Source organism: Pseudomonas arsenicoxydans (genome assembly GCF_006438915.1).
Taxonomy (GTDB): Bacteria; Pseudomonadota; Gammaproteobacteria; order Pseudomonadales; family Pseudomonadaceae; genus Aquipseudomonas; species Aquipseudomonas arsenicoxydans_A.
The window spans coordinates 248794-274581 of the sequence record NZ_RCZE01000002.1 but is presented as its reverse complement, the minus strand read 5'-3'; the positions used below and the strand labels follow the sequence as shown (position 1 = coordinate 274581).

Annotated in this window: 25 protein-coding genes; 9 read left to right on the top strand and 16 right to left on the bottom strand. The window is 59.9% G+C overall.

What is annotated here, in order from left to right; genetic code table 11:
* Nucleotides 1-120: 120 nt before the first annotated feature.
* Entirely contained in the window at nt 121-585 is a 465-nt protein-coding gene (locus EAH78_RS04740; protein WP_140666225.1) for a CopD family protein, read from the bottom strand.
* A gap of 99 nt (nt 586-684) precedes the next feature.
* On the opposite strand from EAH78_RS04740, the gene dinG reads away from it, so the two are divergent.
* From dinG to pdxH, 5 genes are all read left to right on the top strand, one after another.
* Nucleotides 685-2829: an ATP-dependent DNA helicase DinG gene (gene dinG, locus EAH78_RS04735; RefSeq protein ID WP_027925648.1), complete on the top strand. Its 2145-nt coding sequence runs from the start codon at nt 685-687 to the stop codon at nt 2827-2829.
* Nucleotides 2830-2924: 95 nt separating this feature from the next.
* Nucleotides 2925-5426: a beta-galactosidase gene (locus tag EAH78_RS04730; protein WP_140666223.1), complete on the top strand. Its 2502-nt coding sequence runs from the start codon at nt 2925-2927 to the stop codon at nt 5424-5426.
* Nucleotides 5427-5685: 259 nt separating this feature from the next.
* The gene (locus EAH78_RS04725; protein WP_140666806.1) at nt 5686-6831 is read left to right on the top strand and encodes a serine hydrolase domain-containing protein; all 1146 of its coding nucleotides are present in this window, start codon (nt 5686-5688) and stop codon (nt 6829-6831) included.
* A gap of 115 nt (nt 6832-6946) precedes the next feature.
* Nucleotides 6947-8038 (top strand): OmpA family protein, encoded by a 1092-nt coding sequence (locus EAH78_RS04720; protein WP_140666221.1) that lies wholly within the window; start codon nt 6947-6949, stop codon nt 8036-8038.
* A 24-nt stretch (nt 8039-8062) separates the two neighbouring features.
* A complete protein-coding gene (gene pdxH / locus EAH78_RS04715) occupies nt 8063-8710 on the top strand; it encodes a pyridoxamine 5'-phosphate oxidase (protein ID WP_140666219.1) in 648 nt (215 codons plus the stop codon).
* Between the two features lie 5 nt (nt 8711-8715).
* On the opposite strand, the gene EAH78_RS04710 is transcribed toward pdxH, so the two are convergent.
* Nucleotides 8716-8952 (bottom strand): hypothetical protein, encoded by a 237-nt coding sequence (locus EAH78_RS04710; protein WP_140666217.1) that lies wholly within the window; start codon nt 8950-8952, stop codon nt 8716-8718.
* A gap of 132 nt (nt 8953-9084) precedes the next feature.
* Between EAH78_RS04710 and EAH78_RS04705 the strand changes: the two genes are divergently transcribed.
* The gene (locus EAH78_RS04705; protein ID WP_140666215.1) at nt 9085-9549 is read left to right on the top strand and encodes a glycine zipper 2TM domain-containing protein; all 465 of its coding nucleotides are present in this window, start codon (nt 9085-9087) and stop codon (nt 9547-9549) included.
* Between the two features lie 77 nt (nt 9550-9626).
* On the opposite strand, the gene EAH78_RS04700 is transcribed toward EAH78_RS04705, so the two are convergent.
* From EAH78_RS04700 to nhaA, 3 genes are all read right to left on the bottom strand, one after another.
* Nucleotides 9627-9875, bottom strand: a complete 249-nt coding sequence (locus tag EAH78_RS04700; RefSeq protein WP_140666213.1) for a pyocin S6 family toxin immunity protein — start codon at nt 9873-9875, stop codon at nt 9627-9629.
* A 15-nt stretch (nt 9876-9890) separates the two neighbouring features.
* A complete protein-coding gene (locus tag EAH78_RS04695) occupies nt 9891-11063 on the bottom strand; it encodes an S-type pyocin domain-containing protein (RefSeq protein ID WP_140666211.1) in 1173 nt (390 codons plus the stop codon).
* A 120-nt stretch (nt 11064-11183) separates the two neighbouring features.
* Nucleotides 11184-12371: a Na+/H+ antiporter NhaA gene (nhaA, locus tag EAH78_RS04690; protein WP_140666209.1), complete on the bottom strand. Its 1188-nt coding sequence runs from the start codon at nt 12369-12371 to the stop codon at nt 11184-11186.
* 236 nt (nt 12372-12607) lie between these two features.
* Here nhaA and EAH78_RS04685 point away from each other — a divergent pair, with 236 nt between their 5' ends.
* A complete protein-coding gene (locus EAH78_RS04685) occupies nt 12608-13705 on the top strand; it encodes a PLP-dependent cysteine synthase family protein (RefSeq protein WP_193560069.1) in 1098 nt (365 codons plus the stop codon).
* Nucleotides 13706-13822: 117 nt separating this feature from the next.
* Here EAH78_RS04685 and EAH78_RS04675 read toward each other — a convergent pair whose 3' ends face one another.
* Nucleotides 13823-15436: an NAD(P)/FAD-dependent oxidoreductase gene (locus tag EAH78_RS04675; RefSeq protein WP_140666205.1), complete on the bottom strand. Its 1614-nt coding sequence runs from the start codon at nt 15434-15436 to the stop codon at nt 13823-13825.
* A gap of 94 nt (nt 15437-15530) precedes the next feature.
* Nucleotides 15531-16184 carry a COG3650 family protein gene (locus tag EAH78_RS04670; RefSeq protein WP_140666203.1) on the bottom strand — a complete coding sequence of 218 codons (654 nt, stop codon included), beginning with the start codon at nt 16182-16184 and terminating at the stop codon, nt 15531-15533.
* Nucleotides 16185-16318: 134 nt separating this feature from the next.
* On the opposite strand from EAH78_RS04670, the gene EAH78_RS04665 reads away from it, so the two are divergent.
* Entirely contained in the window at nt 16319-17419 is a 1101-nt protein-coding gene (locus tag EAH78_RS04665; RefSeq protein WP_140666804.1) for an acyltransferase family protein, read from the top strand.
* Between the two features lie 19 nt (nt 17420-17438).
* On the opposite strand, the gene EAH78_RS04660 is transcribed toward EAH78_RS04665, so the two are convergent.
* A complete protein-coding gene (locus EAH78_RS04660) occupies nt 17439-18038 on the bottom strand; it encodes a short chain dehydrogenase (RefSeq protein ID WP_140666201.1) in 600 nt (199 codons plus the stop codon).
* 104 nt (nt 18039-18142) lie between these two features.
* On the opposite strand from EAH78_RS04660, the gene EAH78_RS04655 reads away from it, so the two are divergent.
* Nucleotides 18143-19057 carry a LysR family transcriptional regulator gene (locus EAH78_RS04655; RefSeq protein WP_140666199.1) on the top strand — a complete coding sequence of 305 codons (915 nt, stop codon included), beginning with the start codon at nt 18143-18145 and terminating at the stop codon, nt 19055-19057.
* 150 nt (nt 19058-19207) lie between these two features.
* Here the strand turns inward: EAH78_RS04655 and EAH78_RS04650 are convergent, their stop codons facing one another.
* The 8 genes from EAH78_RS04650 to livH form a co-directional block, all read right to left on the bottom strand.
* Nucleotides 19208-19690 (bottom strand): DoxX family protein, encoded by a 483-nt coding sequence (locus EAH78_RS04650; protein ID WP_140666197.1) that lies wholly within the window; start codon nt 19688-19690, stop codon nt 19208-19210.
* On the bottom strand, nt 19687-20448 hold the full coding sequence (locus tag EAH78_RS04645) for a DNA-binding domain-containing protein (RefSeq protein ID WP_140666195.1): 762 nt from the start codon (nt 20446-20448) through the stop codon (nt 19687-19689). The genes EAH78_RS04650 and EAH78_RS04645 overlap by 4 nt, the downstream gene beginning before the upstream one ends.
* Entirely contained in the window at nt 20445-21299 is an 855-nt protein-coding gene (gene bufB / locus EAH78_RS04640; RefSeq protein ID WP_140666193.1) for an MNIO family bufferin maturase, read from the bottom strand. The genes EAH78_RS04645 and bufB overlap by 4 nt, the downstream gene beginning before the upstream one ends.
* A gap of 25 nt (nt 21300-21324) precedes the next feature.
* Entirely contained in the window at nt 21325-21627 is a 303-nt protein-coding gene (bufA1, locus tag EAH78_RS04635; RefSeq protein ID WP_140666191.1) for a BufA1 family periplasmic bufferin-type metallophore, read from the bottom strand.
* A 301-nt stretch (nt 21628-21928) separates the two neighbouring features.
* Nucleotides 21929-22630: an ABC transporter ATP-binding protein gene (locus EAH78_RS04625; protein ID WP_123433777.1), complete on the bottom strand. Its 702-nt coding sequence runs from the start codon at nt 22628-22630 to the stop codon at nt 21929-21931.
* Entirely contained in the window at nt 22631-23398 is a 768-nt protein-coding gene (gene livG / locus EAH78_RS04620) for a high-affinity branched-chain amino acid ABC transporter ATP-binding protein LivG (RefSeq protein WP_123433778.1), read from the bottom strand.
* On the bottom strand, nt 23395-24651 hold the full coding sequence (locus tag EAH78_RS04615) for a high-affinity branched-chain amino acid ABC transporter permease LivM (protein ID WP_027925629.1): 1257 nt from the start codon (nt 24649-24651) through the stop codon (nt 23395-23397). Before EAH78_RS04615 ends, livG begins: the two co-directional genes overlap by 4 nt.
* Nucleotides 24648-25571, bottom strand: a complete 924-nt coding sequence (livH, locus tag EAH78_RS04610) for a high-affinity branched-chain amino acid ABC transporter permease LivH (protein ID WP_140666189.1) — start codon at nt 25569-25571, stop codon at nt 24648-24650. Before livH ends, EAH78_RS04615 begins: the two co-directional genes overlap by 4 nt.
* Nucleotides 25572-25788: the final 217 nt, after the last annotated feature.

Below are 25788 nucleotides of genomic sequence, written 5' to 3'. Positions count from 1 at the left end.
CGAGGGGGCTTGCTCCCGCTGGGTTGCGAAGCAGCCCCAAGTGCGTGAGCGTTTCCGAGATTTTGCCAGTGCTGCGCACTGGAGCGGGAGCAAGCTCCCTCGCCACAAGGAGTGAACGACTCAGAACATCGGCCGGGCCGCAGCAATCGCTACCAGCAACAGACCCACCAGCAGATTAATGCCCACCAACCGCCGAATCTTCCCGAGCACCGCAGCACCCGCCGGCCAATCCTGCGCCGTCACCGCTGTGCGCAACTCCGGCAGTATCAACGCCTGGATCCGGATAAACAGCGCCGTCATCACTATGTACAACCCCATCATCACCTGCACATAACGCGGCGCGGTCTCGAACCCGATGTGTTGCAGATGAATCATGCCGACCCCGCTGATCGGCAGCAGCACCACCGCGACCCAGACCCAGCGGAAAAATCCTTGAAACACTTCCACCCACAGCTTCAAGCGGGCCGGGCCTTCCAGCGCTTTCATGGCAGCGGGGCGCAAGACCATCCAGGCGAAAAACATGCCGCCCACCCACACCAGGGCGGACAGGACATGCAGGGTATAAACGATGCCAAAAGGTGTCATTGGGGTACTCCGTTCTGCGCGGGATTCATTAGCGGGGTATGATAGCCGCCGAACTGAACTACTGAAAATTTATCCAGCGTTTTTAGCGCCCGACAATCCATGATCAGCACCGAACTCAAAACCACGATCCAGGGCGCCTATTCGCGTTTTCTCGAAGCCAAGAGCCTCAAGCCGCGCTACGGCCAACGCCTGATGATCGCCGAAATTGCCAAGGTCCTCGGGGATATCGACACCGACGACGAAGGCCGGCGCAGTGGCGACCCCGCGATTGTTGCGGTGGAAGCCGGCACCGGTACCGGCAAAACCGTGGCCTACAGCCTGGCGGCGATCCCGACCGCCAAGGCGGCCGGCAAACGCCTGGTGATCGCCACGGCCACCGTCGCCCTGCAAGAGCAGATCGTCTACAAGGATTTGCCCGACCTGATGCGCAACAGCGGGCTGAATTTCAGCTTCGCGTTGGCCAAGGGCCGTGGGCGCTACATGTGCCTGTCCAAGCTCGACATGTTGCTGCAGGAAGGCCACGCACAAACGGCCACGGCGCAGTTGTTCGAAGAAGAAGGCTTCAAGATCGAGGTCGACGAGGCCAGTCAGAAGCTGTTCACCAGCATGATCGAAAAACTCGCCGGCAATAAATGGGACGGCGACCGCGACAGTTGGTCCACGGCGCTGGAAGATGCCGACTGGGCGCGTCTGACCACCGATCACAGCCAGTGCACCAACCGCCATTGCCCGAACTTCGGCCAGTGCGCCTTTTATAAGGCCCGCGAAGGCATGGGCAAGGTTGACGTCATCGTCACCAACCACGACATGGTGCTGGCCGACCTCGCCTTGGGCGGCGGTGCCGTGCTGCCGGACCCGCGCGACACTATCTACGTGTTCGACGAAGGCCATCACCTGCCGGACAAGGCCATCGGCCACTTCGCCCATTACACGCGCCTGCGTTCGACCGCCGATTGGCTGGAAACCACCGCGAAAAACCTCACCAAACTGCTGGCCCAGCACCCGCTGCCCGGCGATTTGGGCAAGTTGATCGAGCAAGTGCCGGAGTTGGCCCGCGAGATCAAGACCCAGCAACAATTCATGTTCACCGCCTGCGAGCAGGTCGCCGACTTCAAACCCGGCGAAGACGTTGAAGGTCGCGAGCGGCCGCGACACCGCTTCGTCGGCGGGGTGATTCCCGAGCACATGCGCGAGATGGGTGTCGAGTTGAAGAAGGGCTTTGCCCGGCTCACCGACCTGTTCACCCGGCTCACCGAGTTGCTCAAGGAAGGCATGGACGGCGAGGTGAACATCGGCATCGCCAGTAATCAGGCTGAAGAGTGGTATCCGCTGTTTGGCAGCCTGTTGTCCCGTTCCTCGGGCAACTGGGAGTTGTGGGTGGCATTCACCGCTGAAGACCCGGAAGACAACCCGCCCATGGCCCGTTGGCTGACGTTGGCCGAAAGCGGTTCGCTGTTCGACATCGAGGTAAACGCCAGCCCGATCCTTGCGGCGGAAATGCTCCGGCGCAACCTGTGGAACGTGGCTTACGGCGCGTTGGTAACGTCGGCAACCCTGACGGCCCTCGGCACGTTCGACCGTTTCCGCATGCGTGCCGGTCTGCCGAAAAAAGCCGTGACCGCCGTGGTCCCGAGCCCGTTTCACCACGCCGATGCCGGCGTGCTGCGAGTGCCGGACCTGAAGGCCGATCCGCGGGATGCACCGGCCCACACCGCGGCGATCATTCGTGATCTGCCGCAACTGGTTGAAGGCTCCCGGGGCACGCTGGTGCTGTTCTCTTCGCGCAAACAGATGCAGGACGTGTTCGACGGCCTCGACCGCGACTGGCGCAAGCAAGTTTTCATTCAAGGCAACCTGTCGAAGCAGGAAACCTTGAACAAGCACAAGGCGCGCGTCGATGGCGGGGATTCGAGTGTGCTGTTCGGCCTCGCGAGTTTTGCCGAAGGGGTCGACTTGCCGGGTGCGTACTGCGAGCACGTGGTGATCGCGAAGATTCCGTTCTCGGTGCCGGATGATCCCGTCGAAGCAGCGCTGGCGGAATGGATCGAGGCCCGTGGCGGCAATCCGTTCATGGAGATCTCCGTGCCGGATGCCTCGCTGAAGCTGGTCCAGGCCTGCGGTCGCTTGCTGCGTACCGAAGAGGATCGCGGCACCATCACCTTGCTCGATCGACGTCTGGTCACCCAGCGTTACGGCAAAGCCATCCTTAATGCGCTGCCGCCGTTCCGTCGCGAAATTTCCTGATACACCGGTGGGCACATTTGCCCACCGCGTTGTCTATCTCTCTACCATCGCTTTTCCACTGACCATTGAAGGTCGTTAGGGAGAAACACGTTCCTATGATTCGCCGTTCGTTGCCCGCCGTATTTGCCCTGATGTTCGCAGCCCCTTTGCTGGCGGCCCCCGCCGGCCAACAGACGCTGTTCAACTTTGTTCGCCCCGCTGATGTGGTCCAGGTGGCGACTCAGGACGCCAACCTGCCGCAATCCAATGCGGAGCAAACAGCCGAAGGCGAAGTGTTGCGTCGGGTGACATTCAACCCGGTGGCCCAGCCGAGTTTGCGTTTGACTCCGCAAACCGGTGCCTGGGACTGGTCACAGTCGGGCGTCATGAGCCTGCGAATCCAGAGCGCAATGGATTGGGCCGTGACCCTGTACGTGAAAATCCAGAGCAATGACGGCAAGACGCTGGTCAGTCGCGTCGATTTGCCGGCCGGTCCTGCGCAGACCTTGCTGGTACCGTTGGTGGCAAGTTCATCGTTGAGCCAGGGCATGAAAGCCGGGCCGCCGATGCCGATGATGGTCGATGGCCAGCGCATTTTGCTGGCCAGCAGTGCCGGTGAACTGGATCGCCGCCAGGTGGTGTCGGTGACCTTGTCGATGGATCAACCGAAAGTGGCCCAGAACATCTTGCTCGAACGCTTTGGCGTGCAGGACGGTGAGGCCGTGACCCACGCCGTTTATGGCGGGCTGGTGGATGCTTACGGTCAGTCGACCCGGGCCAAATGGCCGGAAAAGATCAGCAGCGATGAACAACTGAAAAGCGCCGCCGCCAAGGAACAGCAACAACTGAAAACCTGGCTGGCCGAGCGTGAGAAATCCTCTCTGGACACCTTCGGTGGCTGGACCAAAGGCCCGACGTTCAAGGCCAGCGGCTTTTTCCGCACTGAAAAGCGCGACGGTCGCTGGTACCTGGTGACCCCGCAAGGGCATCCGTTCTATTCGCTTGGGGTCAACACCGTGACCCCGGACGTCAACCAGACCTACGTCGCCGGCCGTGAGTGGATGTTCGAGTCCCTGCCGAAACCCGACGAAGCGCTGGCCAGCCATTTTGGCGAAGGTGACAACCGTGGCGGTAACGGTGCCGATCAGGGCCGAGGTTACAACGCCGGTCGCTGGTACGATTTTTACGGTGCCAACTTGCAGCGCCTGTATGGCGAACCGTGTGCGCTGGGCAGCGACACCAAGGCCGGCGTTGCCGAAGCGGCCAAGGCCGGTGCGGTCGAAGCGACGGTCGAGAAGGCTGCCGAGCAACCGCTAACCCCTACGACCGCCGAAGCCGGAGTTGCCGAAGCCGCCAAGACCGGCGCGGCCGATGCAACCGTTGCGAAAACGGCTGAGCAGAAACCCTCCGAACCCTGCAAAGCAGTGGTCGATGAGCAACGCTGGACCGGCCACACCCTGGATCGCCTGCAAGCCTGGGGCTTCAATACTATCGGCAACTGGAGCGCCCCGGCGCTCGGCGATGCTGATCGCGTGCCGTACACCTTACCGCTGTCGATCGTCGGCGATTACGCCAGCATCAGCACCGGCACCGACTGGTGGGGCGGCATGCCCGACCCGTTCGATCCACGTTTCGCCATGGCCACCGAACGCGCCGTGGCCATTGCCGCCCGTGATCATCGCGACGATCCATGGCTGATCGGCTACTACGCCGATAACGAATTGGCCTGGGCCGGTCCCGGTGATGACCCGAAAGCACGTTACGCCTTGGCTTACGGCACCTTGAAAATGACCACCGACGTGCCGGCCAAACGGGCGTTCCTCAAGCAACTGCGCGACAAATATCGCAATCAGGCGGGGCTGTCCAAAGCGTGGGGCATCGACTTGCCAGCTTGGGAGTTGATGGAAGACCCGGGCTTCGTGCCGCCGCTGCCTAGCGCTGACCACCCGGAAATCGAGGCCGACTTCACATACTTCCAGAAGGTCTTCGCTGATACCTACTTCAAGACCATTTCCGACTCGCTGAAGTGGCACGCGCCGAACCAGCTGTTGCTGGGCGGTCGTTTCGCCATCAGCACCCCGGAAGCCGTGGACTCCTGCGCGCAGTATTGCGACGTGTTGAGCTTCAACATGTACACCCTGCAACCGCAGGACGGTTACGACTTCGCCAAGCTGCGCAGCCTCGACAAACCGGTGCTGATCACCGAATTCAACGTTGGCTCGGCGGATCGCGGTCCGTTCTGGGGCGGCGTGACGCAACTGGCCAAGGAAGAAGACCGTGGGCCGGCGTACGCGAACTTCCTCAAGCAGGCGCTGAGTGAACCTTCGATTGTCGGCGTGCATTGGTTCCAGTACCTGGACCAACCCGTGACCGGGCGTTTGCTGGACGGTGAGAATGGTCACTTTGGTCTGGTGGGGATTACGGACCTGCCGTTCCAGGGGTTTGTGGAGTCCGTGCGCAAGAGCAACCTAGCGGCTGTCGATCAGTTAGGCAAAGAGGCCGCGAAAGCGGCGGCCGAGGCAGACAAGGCCAGTCACGATGCCGAAGGCGGCAGAAAGGCCGAGGCTGGCAAAGGCCCGGGCAGGGGAGCTGGTGGGCATTCTGGCCAGGGGCACTGAGTCCTGAAATACCGCGTCAACGTTCTTCGCGAGCAAGTCGAATCGTCGCACCGCCGCTCCCACATTTAACCAAGTTCTTCCAGAAAGAATGCGATCGAATGTGGGAGCGGGCTTGCTCGCGAAGGCGTCATCAGCATCAGCAATATGTTCAGGCAAGCAGATAACCTGCCGACCGCCCAGCCCAACCCTGTTCCCAAATCCCTCTAGGGCTGGAACAATGCGGGCCACTTTGTATAGCGATTATCCGGGAGCAATGCGGGTGCAGATTCAGGGTCATTACGAGCTCAAGTTCGAAGCCGTGCGCGAAGCTTTTGCGGCACTGTTCGACGATACTCAGGAACGTGGCGCAGCCTTGTGCATCCAGGTCGGCGGTGAAACCGTCCTCGACCTCTGGGCCGGCACCGCCGACAAGGATGGCAGCGAAGCCTGGCACAGCGACACCATCGCCAACCTGTTCTCCTGCACCAAGACGTTCACCGCGGTCACGGCCCTGCAATTGGTGGCTGAAGGCAAGCTGCAACTGGACGCCCCGGTTGCCCTTTATTGGCCCGAATTTGCCGCCGCCGGCAAAGAATCCGTGACTTTGCGTCAATTACTCTGCCATCAGGCAGGCTTGCCGGCGTTACGCGAATTGCTGGCCCCGGAAGCCCTTTACGACTGGCAAACCATGGTCGACGCCCTCGCGGCCGAAGCGCCGTGGTGGACGCCGGGCCAAGGCCACGGCTACGCCGCGATCACTTACGGCTGGCTGGTGGGCGAGTTGCTGCGCCGCGCCGACGGTCGTGGGCCGGGCGAATCCATCGTCGCTCGCGTCGCCAAGCCATTGGGCCTGGATTTCCATGTCGGTCTGGCCGATGAAGAATTCCATCGCGTGGCGCACATTGCGCGTGGCAAAGGCAACGTCGGCGATGCCGCCGCCCAGCGCCTGCTGCAAGTGACCCTGCGTGAACCGACTGCCATGACCACCCGGGCCTTCACCAATCCGCCGTCGATCATGACCAGTACTAACAAACCCGAGTGGCGGCGCATGCAGCAACCCGCCGCCAACGGCCATGGCAATGCGCGCAGCCTGGCCGGGTTCTACGCCGGCCTGCTGGATGGCAGTTTGCTGGAAGGCGAAATGCTCAATGAGCTGACCCGTGAACACAGTCTCGGCGACGACAAGACTTTATTGACCCGGACCCGATTCGGTCTGGGTTGCATGCTCGATCAACCGGACGTTCCCAACGCCACCTACGGCCTCGGCCCGCGTGCGTTCGGCCATCCGGGCGCTGGCGGCTCCATCGGTTTTGCTGACCCGGAACACGATGTCGCCTTCGGTTTTGTGACAAATACACTGGGGCCGTACGTCTTGATGGATCCACGCGCGCAAAAGCTTGCGCGAGTATTGGCCACTTGTCTGTAAAACCCGCTCAAGGGTTCCAGTACTGGAACCCGGCAGCCTTTTCAGTTTCAAATCGTCAGTTTGTGCGGGCCGCTTCGGTCTGATTTTTCATTACTTCATATTTCGTGGATATCCAATGTCATCCAAACCAACGCTCGCCCTGGCCCTGTGCTTTGCTATCACCGGTTGTGCACAGACCCCAAAAAGTGATTCCGATGGTGGCAGCTGGTGGCCGTTCGGTTCGTCCGACAAAATCGCCGCTAAAGAACCGACCCCAGCCCCGGCCCCGGCACCGCTCAAAGCCGCTGCCACCGCACCTGTTGCCAAAAGTGAGAGCGCCAGCCCTTGGTACTGGCCGTTCGGTTCCGATGATGCCGCTGCCAAGCCTGAAGTAAAACCCGAAGCCAAACCGGTCCCGGTCGCCAAAGCTGATGCCGACGCGGGTAGCCCTTGGTACTGGCCGTTCGGCGGCAAGGATCAGAGCGCTCCCAAGGTTGCGCCAATCGACCCGAAAGTCACCCAGGCCTGGCTCGACGACTACGAGCCGCGTCTGCGCGAAGCGATCAAGGACAGCAATCTGCAACTTGAACGCCGTGAAAACGTGTTAGTGGTGACGGCGCCGGTAGAAGGCTCGTTCAACCCGGATCGTCCAGCCATGCTGTTGCCGGTCACCCTCGGTCCGTTCACCCGTGTCGCGAAAATCCTTGAAGTCGATCCGAAAACGGCCGTGCTGGTACTCGGTCACAGTGATACGACGGGTGCCGCACCGGCCAACGTGAAACTGAGCCAGGAGCGTGCACAAGCCGTCGCCGCCATCTTCCGCCTCAGCGGTTTGCAGCGAGATCGCCTGATGCTCCGCGGCATGGGCGGTGACGCCCCGCGTGCGGCCAACGACAGTGTTGAAGGTCGTGCCTTGAACCGTCGCGTGGAATTGCTGGTAACCCCGCAAAACACCATGGTGGCGTTGTTGGCCAAGTACAACATGCCGGCTCCGGCGCCAGTGACTATGATCGCGTCCAAGGACATCAAGCCAGTGGCCACACCGGTCACCCCGGCACCTGCGGCGAAGAAAGCGGCTGTGCCGGCGACGAAAAAGGCCCCGGCGAACAAAGCCACCGCCAAGAAAGCGCCTGCTAAAGCCGCAACACCGGCGAAAAAGACTGCGCCGGCCAAAGCGACTGCAGACACCAAGAAAGTCGACGTCGCGGCTGACGTCACCAAGAAGTGATTCGTTAACCAAAAGGAATGCGCCATGACCCAGGGCCTGGCTGATATGCGTCGTGACTACACCCGTGATGGTCTGACCGAGGCGCAAGCTCCGGAAGAGCCGTTCGGGCTGTTCCACCAGTGGTTTGCCGACGCGGTGAAAACCGAGCAACCGCCGGTGGAGGCCAATGCCATGACCCTGGCCACGGTCGATCAGGACGGTCGGCCACATTGCCGCATTCTGCTGCTCAAGGGCCTGGACGAGGAGGGCTTCACCTTCTTCACCAACTACGACAGCGCCAAAGGCCAGCATCTGGCGGCGAACCCGTTCGCTGCCATGACGTTCTTCTGGCCGACCCTGGAACGTCAGGTGCGCATCGAAGGGCGGGTGGTGAAGGTCACGGCTGAAGAGTCCGACGCTTATTTTCAGGTCCGACCGCTGGGCAGCCGTCTCGGTGCCTGGGCATCACCGCAGAGCCGGGTGATTGCCGATCGTGCCGAACTGGAAGCGCTGCTCAAGAACACCGAGCAACGTTTCAGCGATACAGCGCCACACTGCCCGGATCACTGGGGCGGTTATCGTTTGCTACCAGAGCGCATCGAGTTCTGGCAGGGGCGTGCCAGCCGTCTGCATGATCGCCTCAACTACCGCCTACAGGGCGCCGACTGGATTCTTGAACGCCTGGCACCCTAGGCAGTCTATCGTTCGGGATACCCTGCTGCAGCGGCCTCAAGCCACTGGGGCAGGTCCCGACGCTTGATTTTCTGTGCGTGAGCGTTCGCCAGTTGCTGGAGCATGAAAGCTTTTTTCTGTTCGTCCTTCCCAGCCAAAGCCAATGCCAGGTCGCGGTCCATCCAGCGTTTTATCCGAACGTACAGCCACCCATGGAAGTACAGACCGGCGACGGTAGTGATGAAAACGATGAAGTAATCCATGACAAGCCTTGGGGCGTGAATGTGTTGTGGCGCCTGTACCTGGCCTGAATCAAAACATTTTTATCCCGGCGATGCCGTGACAGGCGTCAAGCTGCGGGGTTTAATGAATACCTGTCCTTTGGAGTTGATGCTATGCGTAAGTCTGTTTTGTTGGTTGCTTCCTTTTCCACGATGGCGATGTTGCTCACTGGCTGCCAATCCAGCCTGACCGGTGACTCCTACTCCCGTGATGAAGCGCGTCGTGTGCAAACGATTCGTATGGGCACCATCGAAGCGCTGCGCCCAGTGAAAATCGAAGGCACTAAAACCCCAATCGGCGGCATCGCCGGTGCTGCGGTCGGCGGTGTTGGCGGTAGCACCATCGGCGGCGGCAAAGGCAGCATCGTTGCCGCAGTCATCGGCGCAGTCGCCGGCGGCCTGGTAGGTTCGGCGGCCGAAGAAGGCCTGACCCGCACTCAAGGCGTCGAAATCACCGTCCGCGAAGACGACGGCAGCATGCGCGCCTATGTTCAGCAAGTTCAGGAGAATGAAGTGTTCCGCGTTGGCGAGCGGGTGCGGATTGCTACTGTAGATGGCACGAGCCGCGTATCGCACTAAGCGGGAATGGATAAAGAAGAACCCCGATCAGGTGACTGATTGGGGTTTTGTCGTCAGATATCCCAGATTCAATATTGTCAGTCGTTGCTACAGAGACCCATGTAGAACGTCAGGTCTTCTCTTAAGGGGTCACCCACCAAGTCCATAATCACACGGGCTTGATCGGGAGAGATTGTGTGCTCACCCATAGGTACATCCCACAAGGTTGACCAGCCCATGACCTTCAGTACGGCTGTCTCTAAGGCTGGTGGAACATCCTTTTCATATTGCAATGAATTGTCGGGATTCGGCTCGGGTAAAAATCCGGTGATTGCGATAAATATCATTCTTGTCCCTCATCATTACTTTGTTGATGTCCGTCTTTCAGGTTTGCCTTCTCCGGTCTGTTCGCCAGTTTTTGCATCGAACTCCCCTAAGTGATCCCCTGCCCAGTTGTACACTTCGACGGCGCCATGTTGGTAGTCCCATTCATAAATGCGTCTCTTACTTTCCCAGCGTTTTCGACTTCCTTTAGTCTGAACAGGGATCGCATCGGGGAATGCCGACAGCGTCTTTGGCGGAGGATGGTAACTGTGGTCGCCACTAACAGGCCTTGCCACTACCACGTATAAAGGCTTCACCCCCGACCCCACCGGAAACACAAGAATGAAATCCTTGTACTCAGGCGGATACACCGGGTTCACGATAATGCTGGCCGCCGCCGGCGTTGGCGGATACACCCAGATATGCGGCGCCTGCGGGGCGGCCTCCAGCGCTGGAATGCCGAGGATGTCCGAGCCATCCACTGCTGGCGTCCAGATCAGTTCCACACCCTCCCCGAGATCCGCCACCTGCTGGCTGCCGCGCAGTGTGAACTGCACGACATCGACCATTTCCCAGTCGCGGTTCTTGCCGGTATAGAACCCATAGCCCTTGAGACTGCCATCAGCCTGTTGCTCGACCTGAAGCCGAACGCGAGTTCGCGCCTGTTTCAGGGCACGCAGTTGTTCATCGGTATAGAGCGCGCTATCACCCAGGCTCGGCGTCCAGAACAAGGCGACGACACCGGCCAAAGTGGCGGCAGTGGCAGCCTCAAGTGCCAACAAAGGCACAGCGAGCGACGGGGCTCTAAGTGCCAGTCGACCAATGCCGAGCGAGACGGTACTGCCACTGATGGTTTCGAGATTCAGCAGCCCGGCATCGTCTGCACCACGAGCGCCGAGCCAGGCGATTTCGCCGTAATCCTTGAGGCTGTCGGTCGGAACCACACCCGAAGGATTCGAGTAATCGATGATGGCGTCCGGCAGGTTGCAGGACTTGGCAAAGACGCATCCCGCGCGAGGGATTTCGGGTTTTTTCGTCGAGGCCTGAAGCCGATCTTCAAACGCCTGCTGCCGGGCGAGCATGGCGTCGTAAGCGCTTTGTCGCGCATCGCGCTGAGCCAGTTCCGTGGCCGTCATGAAGCGGTAGGTGACGTGATGGCCGTCACCGGAGGGTGGGTTTTTAACCCTGGGAACTTCCTTGTTGCCAGCCACTGATCTTCCTTGTATTCGTCCGTCGACAGCTCCGATAAAGGAGCTGTGCGACGTTAACGAACGAGGTGGATCGTGGCTGTAGGACGAATCCTTGATGCGGTTAGGAGCGTTCTCTTTCGCTCAGGATTGCAGCACGGCGCTCTTGCGACTCGCCATCGCTGTCACCGCATAACCGATCAATGCCGCGAGAATCGAACCGGTCAGAATCCCCATCCGGTCCATCCCGGCGTAGTCGCTGACGCCAGGCTCAAATGCCAGGGAGCCGACAAACAGGCTCATCGTGAAACCAATCCCGCAGAGGATTGCTACACCCAGCACATGGCCCCAGTTGGCGCCTTGGGGCAGGGCGGCGATGCCAATTTTAACTGCCAGCCAGGTAAGGCCAAACACCCCGACGGTTTTACCCAGCAGCAGACCGGCCGCAATGCCCATCGGTACATGGTGGGTGAAGCTTTCAACGGTGACACCGCTCAGGGACAGACCGGCGTTGGCGAAGGCGAACAGCGGCAGGATGCCGTAAGCCACCCACGGGTGCAGGGCGTGTTCAAGGGTCAGCAGTGGCGAGGATTCGGCGTTTTTGGTACGCAGCGGAATGCAGAACGCCAGGGTCACACCGGCCAACGTGGCGTGGACGCCGCTCTTGAGCACGCACACCCAGAGGATCAAGCCGATGATCATGTACGGTCCGAGCTTCACCACGCCGAGCCGGTTCATGGCGATCAGCGCGATGATGCAGGCGCCCGCCAGTGCCAGCGACAGCGTAGACAGGGTGCCGGAATAGAAGATCGCGATGACAATGATTGCGCCCAGGTCGTCAATGATCGCCAGGGTCATCAAAAACAGCTTCAGCGATACCGGTACGCGCTTGCCCAGCAAGGCGAGTACACCGAGGGCGAAGGCGATGTCGGTGGCCATCGGGATGGCCCAGCCGCCCAGTGCTGTCGGGTCGTCACGGTTCAAGAACCAGTAGACCAGCGCCGGCACGACCATGCCGCCAATCGCCGCAGCACCAGGCAGGACGATTTGCGAGGGTTTGGACAACTGGCCGTCGAGAACTTCGCGCTTCACTTCCAGGCCGATCAGCAGGAAGAACATCGCCATCAAGCCGTCGTTGATCCACAGCAGCAACGGCTTGGCGATTTTCAGCGCGCCGATCTGCGCGACGACAGGGGTGTCCAGCAGCCCGTTGTAGAGCCACGACAGGGACGAGTTGTTGATGATTAAAGCCAGGGCTGCCGCAGCGATCAGTAACAGACCGCTGGCAGCTTCCAACTGAAAGAAACGCGTGAAAGTGCTACGCAGAGGCAAGGTCGCTCTCCATCGATGAATTCAAAAGGTGGCACACCCTAACCCGTACTGTTAGTTGTTAAAACAAAAGTTATATTCTTTTTTGTTATATGCCGTAACAACGTGAAGGAAGGGACCGGACTTGAGCCTAGCAGTTGCCGGCCGTATTGAACGTCAGCTGTACCTGTGCGTGCTGTAGGTTTTTTCCTAAGCTTGAAGGCTGAGCCTTAAAAAAAGGCCGACTCAACGAGAAAACCATCATGAGCGACAACCGACAGTGGGCCCGCGAAGCCATCCGGATCATCGAAGCGGACTTCCAGCGCAGCGCCGATACCCATCTGATCCCTTTGGCGCTGCCGGGTTTTCCGGGCATCGAATTGTATTTCAAGGATGAATCCAGCCACCCCACCGGCAGCCTCAAGCACCGCCTGGCGCGCTCGTTGTTTCTGTATGCGCTGTGTAACGGTTGGCTCAAACCCGGTGCGCCGGTGATCGAGGCGTCCAGCGGTTCGACGGCAATTTCCGAGGCGTACTTCGCCAACTTGCTGGATTTGCCCTTTATTGCAGTGATGCCGGCGACCACCTCGAAAGAGAAGATCGCGCAAATTGCTTTCTATGGCGGCAAGAGTCATCTGGTCGACGATCCGACCCAGATCTACGCCGAATCCGACCGGCTGGCCCGCGAGCATGACGGTCATTTCATCGACCAGTTCACCTACGCCGAACGCGCCACCGACTGGCGGGCGAACAACAACATCGCCGAATCGATCTTCCATCAGATGCGTTTCGAAAAGCACCCTGAGCCGAGCTGGCTGATCTCCAGCCCCGGCACCGGCGGCACCACCGCGACGCTGGGGCGTTACGTGCGTTATCGCCAGCATTGCACCCGCGTGTTGTGCGCCGATGCCGAGCGTTCGGTGTTTTTCGATTACTACCAGACCGGCGATGCCAGCCTGCGCCTGGAGTGCGGTTCGCGGATCGAAGGGATCGGCCGGCCACGGGTGGAAGCATCGTTCCTGCCCAAGGTGATTGATGCCATGGTCAAAGTGCCGGACGCGTTGTCCCTGGCGGCCATGCACTATCTGGCGCAGCGGTTGGGGCGGCGGGTGGGCGGATCGAGCGGGACCAACCTGGTCGGTGCCTTGATGGCGGCTCAGCAGATGGCGGCGGCGGGGGAGTCGGGGTCGATCGTGGCGATTCTGTGTGATGGCGGCGAACGTTATGCCACCACCTATTACGATCAGGATTGGCTCAAGGGCCAGGGGTATGAGTTGAGTGGTTTTATGGACGCGGTGGCGGCGAGTGTCGAGCGTGGTGAGGGGCTGCCACCGACGGTACTGCGCGCTAACATCTGACACACCGAAGATCAAATGTGGGAGCGGGCTTGCTCGCGAAAGCGGTGGATCAGTCAACATCTCTGTTGAATGTGAAACCGCTTTCGCGAGCAAGCCCGCTCCCACTTTTAGTTTGTGTCAGGCATCGAGGCCGAGGATGTCGCGGGCTACGGCTTCGGCGATCCGAATACCATCCACACCCGCCGACAGAATCCCGCCCGCATATCCCGCGCCTTCACCTGCCGGGAACAAGCCCTTCACGTTCAGGCTCTGCATCGACTCATTACGCGTAATGCGCAGCGGCGACGAGGTGCGTGTCTCGATCCCGGTCAATACCGCATCATGCAGCGAGTAACCGCGAATCTGCTTCTCGAACGCCGGCAACGCTTCTCGAATCGCTTCAATGGCAAACGCAGGCAAGGCCAACGCCAAGTCACCCAATGCAACGCCCGGCTTGTAGGACGGTTCAACACTGCCCAACTCGGTAGACGGCTTGCCGGCAATGAAGTCGCCGACCAGTTGCGCTGGCGCTTCATAGTTGCTGCCGCCCAGCACAAAGGCATGGGATTCCAGGCGTTCCTGCAATTCGATGCCGGCCAGCGGGCCGCCCGGGTAATCGACTTCCGGGGTGATGCCGACGACGATCCCGGAGTTGGCGTTGCGCTCGTTACGCGAGTACTGGCTCATGCCGTTGGTGACGACGCGGTTCGGCTCGGACGTCGCCGCGACCACGGTGCCGCCCGGGCACATGCAGAAGCTGTAGACCGAACGACCGTTCTTGGCGTGGTGAACCAGTTTGTAGTCGGCCGCCCCGAGTTTCGGGTGGCCGGCGTACTTGCCCAACCGTGCGCGATCGATCAAAGACTGCGGGTGTTCAATGCGGAAACCCACCGAAAACGGCTTGGCTTCCATAAACACGCCACGGCCGTGGAGCATACGGAACGTGTCCCGGGCACTGTGGCCGAGGGCAAGAACCACGTGTTTCGAATGGATCTGCTCGCCACCATTGAGCTCGACGCCGACCAGTTGGCCATCCTCGATCAACACATCGGTGACGCGTTGCTGGAAGCGGACTTCGCCGCCCAGTGCGCGAATCTGCTCACGCATGTTTTCCACTACACCGGTCAGACGGAACGTACCGATGTGCGGTTTGCTGACGTAGAGAATTTCGTCCGGAGCACCGGCCTTGACGAACTCGTGCAGGACTTTGCGGCCGATGAATTTCGGGTCCTTGATCTGGCTGTACAGCTTGCCGTCGGAGAAAGTCCCCGCGCCGCCTTCGCCGAACTGCACGTTCGATTCCGGGTTCAGCACGTTTTTACGCCACAAGCCCCAGGTGTCCTTGGTGCGCTGCCGCACTTCGGTGCCGCGCTCGAGGATGATCGGCTTGAAGCCCATTTGCGCGAGCAGCAGCCCGGCGAAAATCCCGCACGGCCCGAAACCGACGACAACCGGGCGTTGCTGCAGATCGGCCGGTGCGTGGCCGACCACTTTGTAGCTGACATCCGGCGCCACGTTGACGTTACGGTCATCGGCGAACTTGTGCAGTATCGCGGCCTCATCCTTGGCGGTGAGGTCGATGGTGTAGATGAAGCACAGTTCGGAGGACTTTTTGCGCGCATCGTAGCTGCGCTTGAACAAGGTGAAATCGAGCAGGTCATCGCTGGCGATGCCCAGGCGCTGCACGATGGCAGGGCGCAGGTCTTCTTCGGGATGGTCGATCGGCAACTTCAGTTCAGTGATTCGTAACATGGCAGGACCCGGTTCGCGGGGCGCACAACTGCGCCAAGGCGTTGGAAACCGGTGATTATAAGCCCCAAAGACGGATTCCGTGAGGCCTAAACGATCAGTCGTTACGCGCACCACCGAAATACGCGCAACCACGCTGTACCTGGCCATTGATGCGCAGTTCGGCGCTCATGTGCTGGACGCTGCCGGTGGTGTTGTCGGTGCAGCGTTGCGGCGCAACCCACAGTTCAATGTGCTGGTTATTGGCTTCTGTGCTGAGGTTGAAACGGCCGTCGCCCAGCTGTTCTTCCACATAGGGGACGGCCAATGGCGGTTGACCGGCACGATCGATCACCATGCCTTTGCCGCTGACCTTGACGTTCCACTCAGGTGAGTGACCGGCCGCGCGCAGGATCTGCAGTTTGAAATTGGGATCGTCGCACGCCGTGCCCGAACGCTCGACGCGGTACAGCTGCTCGAGATCGAGGCGGCTATCGACGATGCGACCGCGCACATCGGCAAACAACTTGCCCTTGGTATCGGCCAGAGACGCAGCCTGTTGCAGCACGCTGGTGCCGCCGGTGTCGTTGATCACATAGCTGCTGGTCGCATTGCAGGGCTGGAACAGCAATTTGCCGTCCGCCGCCGTCAATTGGCCTTGCATGCGGGTCTGGCCCACGAGGGAAGAGCTTTCACGCGGGCCATCAAACAACTGACAGGCGGCAAACAGCGGCAGCAGGGCAACGACGACTAAGGAACGGGCAACACGCATCTTTGGCTCTCCAGACAAGTGCCGCCACGTTACTCAGGCACGCTCGTGATCACAAGGCTTGTGTGTCAGGGATTGAGTTGCCGGGTTCGTCCCAGCATAGTGGCGCCCTTGTCCAGGATCGGGCCCACTTGCGCATGAACCAACACCTGTCTGTTTTTCCCAAACGGTTGTACGCACTGGATGCGCTGCGCGGTATCGCGGCGTTGGCGGTGGTGTTCTGGCATTGGCAGCACTTCTTTTTTCAAGGGGCGTTGCCTGGCCCGCTGCAAACCGAACAGCAACCGTTCTTCAGCATGTTTGCCTTGTTTTATCGACACGGTGGCGATGCGGTCGCGTTGTTCTTCAGCTTGTCCGGGTTCATCTTTTTCTGGTTGTTCGGTCACGCCGTGGCGCGAGGGGATCTGACCGCAAGACAGTTCTTCGTCGAGCGTTTCAGCCGCATCTATCCGCTGCATCTGGCGACCTTCGCCGCTGTTGCGCTGTTGCAGATGGCCTACACACGGTACACGGGCAACGCCTTTGTTTATCCGTTCAACGATCTCTATCACGGCGTGTTGAACGTGTTTCTCGCCCCAGCCTGGGGATTGGAACAAGGTTGGTCATTCAACGCCCCGGCCTGGTCGATTTCGGTTGAGGTGCTGCTCTACGCGGCGTTTTTCCTGCTGTGGCGCTATTCGCCCCTGCCCATGCTGACCAGCCTTTTCTTGATCGCCGTGGCCGCTTACGTGTTTCCTGCGCAGTACAAAATCACGCTGGGCGTGTTCAGTTTTTTCTGCGGTGGCGTTGGCTATGTGTGGGTGGCGTGGCTGCTGCATCGGTTGCCCCCGCGCTGGGTGGGAACGGGGTTGACGATCGGGTGTGTGGCGGGGTGGTGGTTGTTCGGCGCTGATCAGCCGTTGATCAAGTTTGCATTGTTGTTCCCGCTGACGATCATGGCCATTGCAGCCTGTCATCAGGTACTGGAACCCGTTGCCCGACGCTTGGCGTGGCTAGGGGATATCAGCTACGCCTCCTATTTGCTGCATTTCCCGCTGCAAATTATCGCCGCGCTGTTGGCCGATAAATTCTTTCCAGGGCGAAGCGTCTTTTACCAGCCGTGGACGTTGCTGCTGTTCTTTGTGGTGCTGATCGGTGCCAGCCTGATCTGCCATCGCTGGTTCGAACGGCCAATGCAACAGTGGCTGCGCCAATTTGGGGGCAAGCGTCTGGCGAGCGGCGTGATCGCTCGCCAGTAACGCCCGTCAGAAAGGACGGTCAGCCGACGTGAAAGGTCTGACCTGTCTGCAAGCCTTCTACGCTTTTGGCGTAGGCCAATGCCACATCGGCTGCGGGAACCGGTTTGAATCCACGGAAGTAAGGCGCGTATTTGCCCATGGCTTCCAGCAGCACATTCGGGCTGATCGAGTTCACGCGCAGGCCGCGAGGCAGTTCGATGGCGGCGGCGCGCACGAAGCTATCCAATGCACCGTTGACCAACGCTGCCGAGGCGCCGCTGCGAATCGGGTCGTGGCTGAGCACGCCGGTGGTGAAGGTGAACGAGGCGCCGTCATTGGCGAACTCGCGACCGATCAGCAACAAATTGACCTGGCCCATCAGTTTGTCCTTGAGGCCCAGGGCGAAGCTGTCTCCGGTCATTTCATCCAGCGGGGCGAAGGTCACGTTACCCGCCGCGCAGATCAGGGCATCGAACTTGCCGGTCTGTTCGAACAGCTTGCGGATCGAGCTGCTGTCGCTGATATCCACTTGAAAGTCGCCACTGCTGCGGCCGATGCGGATGATCTCGTGACGCTGGGACAGTTCCTTGTCGACGGCCGAGCCGATGGTGCCGCTTGCGCCTATCAATAGAATTTTCATCGTGCTGATTCTCGATTGGTTGAAAGTGATCTCAGTCTAGAGTGGTTTTTTCCGTTGATAAGCGCACTAATAGGCAACCTTTGGTTTTCAAATGGAAACAATCCATGAGCGAAATGGATGACCTGGCGGCGTTCGCGGTCTTGATCGAAGCGGGCAGTTTTACCTTGGCCGCGCAGCAACTGGGTTGCAGCAAGGGCCAATTGTCCAAGCGCATCAGCTTGCTGGAAACACGGTTTTCGGTGGTGTTGCTGCAACGCACTACGCGCCGTTTAAGTCTGACGGCGGCAGGCGCGGCGCTGTTGCCACAAGCTCAGGCGCTTGTCGTCCAGGTCGAAAGGGCGCGTCAGGCATTGGCGCGGTTGAAGGACGACATGGCCGGGCCGGTGCGCATGACCGTTCCGGTTTCGCTGGGGGAAACCTTCTTCGATGGTTTGTTGCTGGAGTTTTCCGGCAAGTATCCGCAGGTGCAGATCGAACTCGATCTGAACAACAACTTTCACGACCTGTCCCGGGATGGCTTCGATCTGGCGATTCGCTCCGAGGTGGGCAAGGACGAGCGTCTGGTAGCCCGGCCGCTGTTGGCCTGGCACGAGATGACCTGCGCCAGTCCGGCTTATCTAGAACAGTATGGTGAGCCGCTGGCGCCACAGGCCCTGGCCGAACACCGTTGTCTGCTTAACAGCCATTACAGCGGTCGTGAAGAATGGCTCTATCACCAGCAACATGAGTTGCTGCGCGTGCGGGTGTCGGGGCCGTTTGCCAGTAACCACTACAGCTTGCTGAAAAAAGCCGCACTGGCCGGCGCTGGCATTGCGCGTCTGCCGTCGTATTTGCTGCAAGCGGAATTGGCAGACGGGCGATTGCGCTGGCTGCTGCGTGATTATCAGACGCGGCGCATGCCGATGTACCTGGTTCACCCGTATCAGGGCGGTTTACCGAAACGCACGCAAGTGCTGGCGGATTACCTGATTGGCTGGTTCAAACGCAGCGGCGAGGCGCTGGATCGCCTTCAGCGTTAGATTTTAGGTTCGTACACAAATTAAATGTGGGAGCGGGCTTGCTCGCGAAAGCGATGTGTCAGTCAGTATAAATTCTGAATATTGCACCGCTTTCGCGAGCAAGCCCGCTCCCACATTAGATCTTCATCGCCGGAAGTTTTCGGGGTGTTATCAGCGGACGAAGCGTCGGGCGATCAGGTGATCAATAGAGAGTTTCCCCGGCCCGGTCGCCATCAAATACAGCAACGCCGCCGCCCAGGTGCCGTGAGTCGGGTAGGCATCCGGGTACACGAACAGTTGAATCGTCAGGGTCATGCCCAGCAAGGCCAGCGCCGAAAACCGCGTGGCAAAGCCAATCAATATCAGCACCGGAAAAAAGTGTTCGGCGAATGCGGCCATGTGCGCAGCAATTTCTGGCGACAGAAGTGGCACGTGGTACTCACTCTTAAACAATGGAATGGTCGAGTCGGCCAGGCGCGGCCAGCCGAACTGGAACGTGCCGTCGATCAAATCAATGGCGAGGCCTTCGACCTTGGTTTGTCCGGACTTCCAGAACACCGCCGCGATGGAGAACCGCGCAATCAAGGCGATCAGGCTCTGTGGAATCATCTCCAGCAGCGCGATGGCGCGGCTGATCGGGTTCTGAGTGTTCATGGCGATACCTTGTTGTGGTGTAGGTGAGTAATGGCGTTGTGGCTGATCAGTTGGGCCAGGGTTTGGCCGAGGTCGAACGCGGGGGCGGATTCCGCGGCCTGAATCAGCGGCTGGCCGTTTTGCAGGTTCTGAATGAAGGCGCTGGCGCCGGGTTCGATGACGAAGACTTCAACATCCAGACCGTTGCGCAGGATCAACGCGTGTTGCCCGTGGTCCAGATCAATCCCGGCCAATGTTGAATTGTGCTGATGGGCGGCCCAGATCGAGACCACGGCGAAGGCCGACGTCAGCAGTTTGAGCGAGGGGTGAAGTTCGACGGTCAGCTCGCTCAGGGTTTGCGGGTCAGCGAGCGTTGCGCCGATCTGTTCAGGGCTCAACGGCTGGGCGTCGGCCGCGTGATAAGCGAGGGTGCGCAGGCGTTCCAGCCGCGCGACATCGGCCAGATACGGCACGCTGCCCGCCGGTTCGAAGCTTTGGATAAAGTCCGCAAAATCGTGGCCGTAATCCTTGATCAATGGGCTCTGAGGTGCATTGCCGAGCAAATAGATCGCGGCCATGGCACGGAAAAATTCATCGCCAACCAATTGCCCGACCACGGGGTAGCTGTGCGCCAAGGCGTTGATCAGCGAGCTCTGTACGTTATTGCGATACACCGCGAACCGGCTGTCGGGATCGGCGCCGTTGGTACTGAACAAACCCTTGGGACAGTTCAGTCGGGGATCAAGCAGGGCCGCAGCAAATGCGGCTTGCGTGCTCATGACCGACCTCGCGCAAACTGCAACAGTTCATCGGCCTGACGCGCCTCGGCGTGCAAGACGCTGAAGGCCGGCAACTGATTGTCGCGCTCGATCAGGGTCGCTATCGGGCCCGTTCGCTCCAGCACGTGCTGGTACAACGCCCAGACGGCGTGATCGATGGGGGCGCCGTGATCATCGATCAGCAGACGGTCACCGAGGCTGTCGGTGTCTTCGGCGAAGCCGGCCAGATGAATCTCGCCGACGGTATGGAGGGGCAGGGCGTCTATGTAGGCTAACGGATCGCCCTGATGATTGATGCTCGAGACGTAGACGTTGTTCACGTCCAGCAACAGACCGCAGCCCGTACGGCGGATGACTTCGCTGATGAAGTCCGCCTCATCGAACGTCGAGCGTTCAAACGCCAGATACGTCGCCGGGTTCTCTAGCAGCATCGGGCGTTTGAGGGTGCTTTGGACTTGATCAATGTGTTCGCAGACGCGGCTCAGCGTCGGCGTGTCATAGGCCAGGGGCAGCAGGTCATTCAGAAACACCGGGCCATGGCTGGACCAGGCCAGGTGTTCGGAAAAGGATTGGGGTTGATAGCGCTCGATCAGTGCGCCGAGGCGCTTGAGGTGCTGAGAGTCCAGCGGACCCTGGGACCCAATCGACAAGCCGACGCCATGCAGCGACAGCGGATACTGCTCGCGTATCAAACCCAGGTAGTGATGAAACGGGCCGCCGGCCACCATGTAGTTTTCGGCGTGGACTTCGAAGAAACCGATGTCCGGTTGCGAACCGAGCACTTCGCGAAAGTGCTCGGTCTTGAGCCCCAGCCCGGCGCGGGGCGGGAGCCCGAACGGTAGATTGTTCATGGTCGACACTCGGGCGGGGTTGGGATCAGGCTTTGGCTTTGAAGGCTTCCATTTGCCCGAAACCGGTCGGCGAGGTCGTGCTTTCGGTGGTGGCGCAGGTGCCTTTAGGGACCAGTTTCCAGGCGTTAGGCTGGAAGTCGGTTTTCGACGTGGCGGCGCAGGTGGTGCCGGCGCCTGCTGCGCAATCGTTGTGACCTTTCATGGCCACGCCGAAGCATTTTTCCATGTCGTCGGCCGCGTGGGCGGTGGACACGGCGGCCATGCTCAAGGCCGAACCAAGGGCCAGAACCAAGGCAGTGGCGGACAGGGTGCGGGTGGTAGCAGTCATGATGTTTCTCCGGTTTTTGAGGTTTGGGTCAGCAGCGTTTGTGCTGGCTTACCCCTCTAGAGAAAGGTCATGGCGATGCGTTACAGCCGTGCCCAAAACTTTTGAAAAAACTTCAAAACTCCACCAATCTACTGTGGGAGCGGGCTTGCTCGCGAAGGCGTAGGGTCAGTCAGTATGTACGTTGAATGACACACCGCCTTCGCGAGCAAGCCCGCTCCCACAAGGGATCTCCGTTGTCTGGAAGGTTTGTGGCAGGCACAAAAAAACGGCCCGAAGGCCGTTTTTTGTTTACCGCAAAGACTTAACCACCCAGATACGCTTCACGCACTTTCGGGTCAGTCAGCAGGGCTTCACCGGTGCCTTGCATCACCACCCGGCCGTTCTCGAGAACGTACGCGCGGTCGGCAATTTTCAGCGCCTGGTTGGCGTTCTGCTCGACCAGGAACACGGTCACGCCATCCTTGCGCAGTTGTTCGATGATGTCGAAGATCTGCTGGATGATGATCGGTGCCAGGCCCAACGAAGGTTCGTCGAGCAGCAGCAGCTTGGGTTTGCTCATCAGCGCACGGCCGATGGCGAGCATTTGCTGTTCGCCGCCGGACATGGTGCCGCCGCGTTGGGCAAAGCGTTCTTTCAGGCGTGGAAAAAGTTCGAGAACCTTGTCCATCTGTTCCTGATAATCGCCCTTGTCGGTGAAGAAGCCACCCATGGCGAGGTTTTCTTCCACGGTCAGGCGGGAGAACACCCGGCGACCTTCCGGGACCACGGCAATGCTCTTGCGCATAATCTGCGACGAGCTTTGACCGACCAGTTCCTCACCCATGTAGCGGATGCTGCCGCTGTGGGCCTGCGGCGAACCGCAGAGCGTCATCAGCAGGGTCGACTTGCCGGCACCGTTGGCGCCGATCAGGGTCACGATTTCGCCCTGGCGGACTTCCACGTTGACGCTGTGCAGGGCCTGGATCTTGCCGTAGAAGGTGGAAACGTTTTCGAATTGCAGCATTTACGCTTCCCCCAGGTAGGCTTTGATCACTTCGGGATTGTCGCGGATCTGTTCCGGCGTGCCGTTGGCCAGGGGCGTGCCCTGGTTGATCACGACGATGTGGTCGGAAATGCTCATGACCAGTTTCATGTCGTGCTCGATCAGCAGCACGGTCACGTTGTGCTCTTCACGCAGCACGCTGATCAGCGCCTTGAGGTCTTCGGTTTCCTTCGGGTTCAGACCGGCAGCCGGTTCGTCGAGCATGAGGATCCGCGGACGGGTCATCATGCAGCGAGCGATTTCCAGACGACGTTGCTGACCATAAGCCAGGGTGCCGGCTGGACGGTTGGCGAAAGCCTTGAGATTGACCTTTTCCAGCCAGTACTCGGCGAACTCCATGGCTTCGCGTTCGCTTTTGCGAAAGCCCGGGGTCTTGAACAGGCCGGCCAGGAAGTTGGTGTTCAGGTGACGGTGCTGGGCGATCAAGAGGTTCTCGACCGCGGTCATGTCCTTGAACAACCGCACGTTCTGGAAGGTCCGCACCACGCCTTTGAGGGCGATCTTGTGACCCGGCAGGCCTTCAATCGGCTCGCCGTCCAGCAAGATGCTGCCGCCACTCGGCTTGTAGAAACCGGTCAGGCAGTTGAACACGGTGGTCTTGCCGGCGCCGTTGGGGCCGATCAGTGCCACGACCTGTTTTTCCTTCACGGTCAGGGCGACGCCGTTGACCGCCAGCAAGCCGCCGAAGCGCATGCTCAGATTTTCGACTTTAAGGATCTCGCGGCTCATTTGCGCAGCTCCATGTGAGGACGTTGCATGGGCAGCAGGCCTTGAGGGCGCCAGATCATCATCAGCACCATCAAGGCGCCGAACATCAACATGCGGTATTCACTGAACTCACGCATCATTTCCGGCAACAGGATCATCACCGTGGCCGCCAGCACGACGCCCAGTTGCGAGCCCATGCCGCCCAGCACCACGATGGCGAGGATGGTCGCCGACTCGATGAAGGTGAAGGACTCCGGAGTCACCAGGCCCTGACGCGCGGCGAAGAAGCTGCCGGCGAAACCGGCGAAGCACGCACCCAGGGTGAACGCAGAAAGCTTGATCGCCGTCGGGTTCAGACCCAGCGCCCGGCAGGCGATTTCGTCTTCACGCAGCGCTTCCCAGGCACGGCCCAGAGGCATGCGCAGCAAGCGGTTGATGACGAACAGGGCGAACAGCGACAACAACACCGCGATCAGGTAAAGGAAAATCACCTTGTTCACCGGGTTGTAGACCAGGCCGAAGTATTCGTGGAACGTCTGCATCCCCTCTGCGGCGGTTTTATCGAAGGTCAGTCCGAACAGCGTTGGCTTGGGAATGTTGCTGATGCCGTTCGGGCCACCGGTGATGTCGGTCAGGTTCCGCAGGAACAGACGGATGATTTCACCGAAGCCCAGGGTCACGATCGCCAGGTAGTCACCGCGCAAACGCAACACCGGGAAGCCCAGCAGGAAGCCGAACGTGGCCGCCATCAGGCCGGCAATCGGCAGGCAGATCCAGAAGCTCAGGCCGTAGTAATGCGACAGCAGCGCATAACTGTAGGCGCCAACGGCATAGAAACCGACGTAGCCGAGGTCGAGCAGACCGGCCAGGCCGACCACGATGTTCAGGCCAAGGCCGAGCATCACGTAGATCAGCACCAGCGTGGCGATGTCCACCGCGCCGCGCGAGCCGAAGAACGGCCACACCAGCGCACCGATGATCAGCGCAATGATGATCCAGCGCTGGGTGGTCGGCAGGGTCAGGAAGTTACTGGCCTTGGCCGGCATGCCCGGCATGCTTGGCGAGGATTTCCAGGCCGCGCTGATCGACTTGTCGAACAACACCCGCAGGAACATCAGCACCGAGCAGACGGCGATGATGAGCAGCGTGGTATTGCTGGTGCCATGGACTTCCAGGTTGATGCCGACGATGGTCAACTTCAGCCCGAGTACCGGATACGCCACAGCCCAAACTAACAGTGCGCTGAACAACGCCTGTCTAAGATTCCTAGTCATACTTTTTCAACCTCCGGACGGCCCAACAGGCCGGTTGGCCGGAACAACAACACCAGAACCAATAGACCGAAAGCCACGACGTCCTTGTACTGGTCGCCGAAGATGTCGGCACCAAAGGCTTCCGCTACCCCCAGCACGATCCCGCCGAGCATGGCGCCGGGGATGCTGCCGATACCGCCCAATACCGCTGCGGTGAAGGCCTTGAGGCCGACGAGGAAACCGGCGTTCGGGTTGATCACGCCATACTGCATGCTCAGGAGCACGGCCGCGATGGCCGCCAGTGCAGCACCGATGACGAAGGTCAGGGCGATGATGTTGTTGGTGTTGATACCCAGCAGGTTGGCCATCTTGATGTCTTCGGCACAGGCACGGCAGGCGCGACCCAGGCGAGAGCGGGAGATGAACATTGTCAGGCCGAGCATGGCGACGAAGGTCACCACGAACACCACGATTTGCATGTAGGAAATCAGCACTTCATGTGCGCCACCTGGCCCGATGGTGAAGTTCCCAGGGATCAGGTTGGGGATGGATTTGTCCTTGGAGTCTTGCGCCAGCAGAACCGTGTTCTGCAGGAAGATCGACATGCCGATGGCGGAAATCAGCGGAATCAGACGGTTGCTGCCGCGCAAGGGGCGGTAGGCGATCCGTTCGATGCTGTAGCCGTAGGCACTGGTCACGACGATGGTCGCGAGGAAAGCGGCAGTCATCAACAGCGGAACGCTGTCGAGTCCCATCATGGACAGGCCCGCGATGGCGATGAACGCCACGTAGGAACCAATCATGTACACCTCGCCGTGGGCGAAGTTGATCATTCCAATGATGCCGTAAACCATCGTATAGCCGATGGCGATCAGGGCATACGTGCTGCCAATGGTCAGGCCATTAACCAGCTGTTGGAAAAAGTGATAGATGTCAGGCATTACAGCGCTCCTAAAAACCTGATACGCATTTCACTGGTGGAGTCATTTTCCCGCTCGAGCCCCGTGGATCTGCATCCACTTCGAACGCGAGGTTTGCCAGCGAACCGCTGATGACGGTTTTGAGATTTTCAGGTGGGGAGACTGGCGGATCACGCCAGCGCGGCCCAAAACGTTCGTAAAACAAAGCCCACGGCACGCCGTGGGCTTTGTTGGCAGT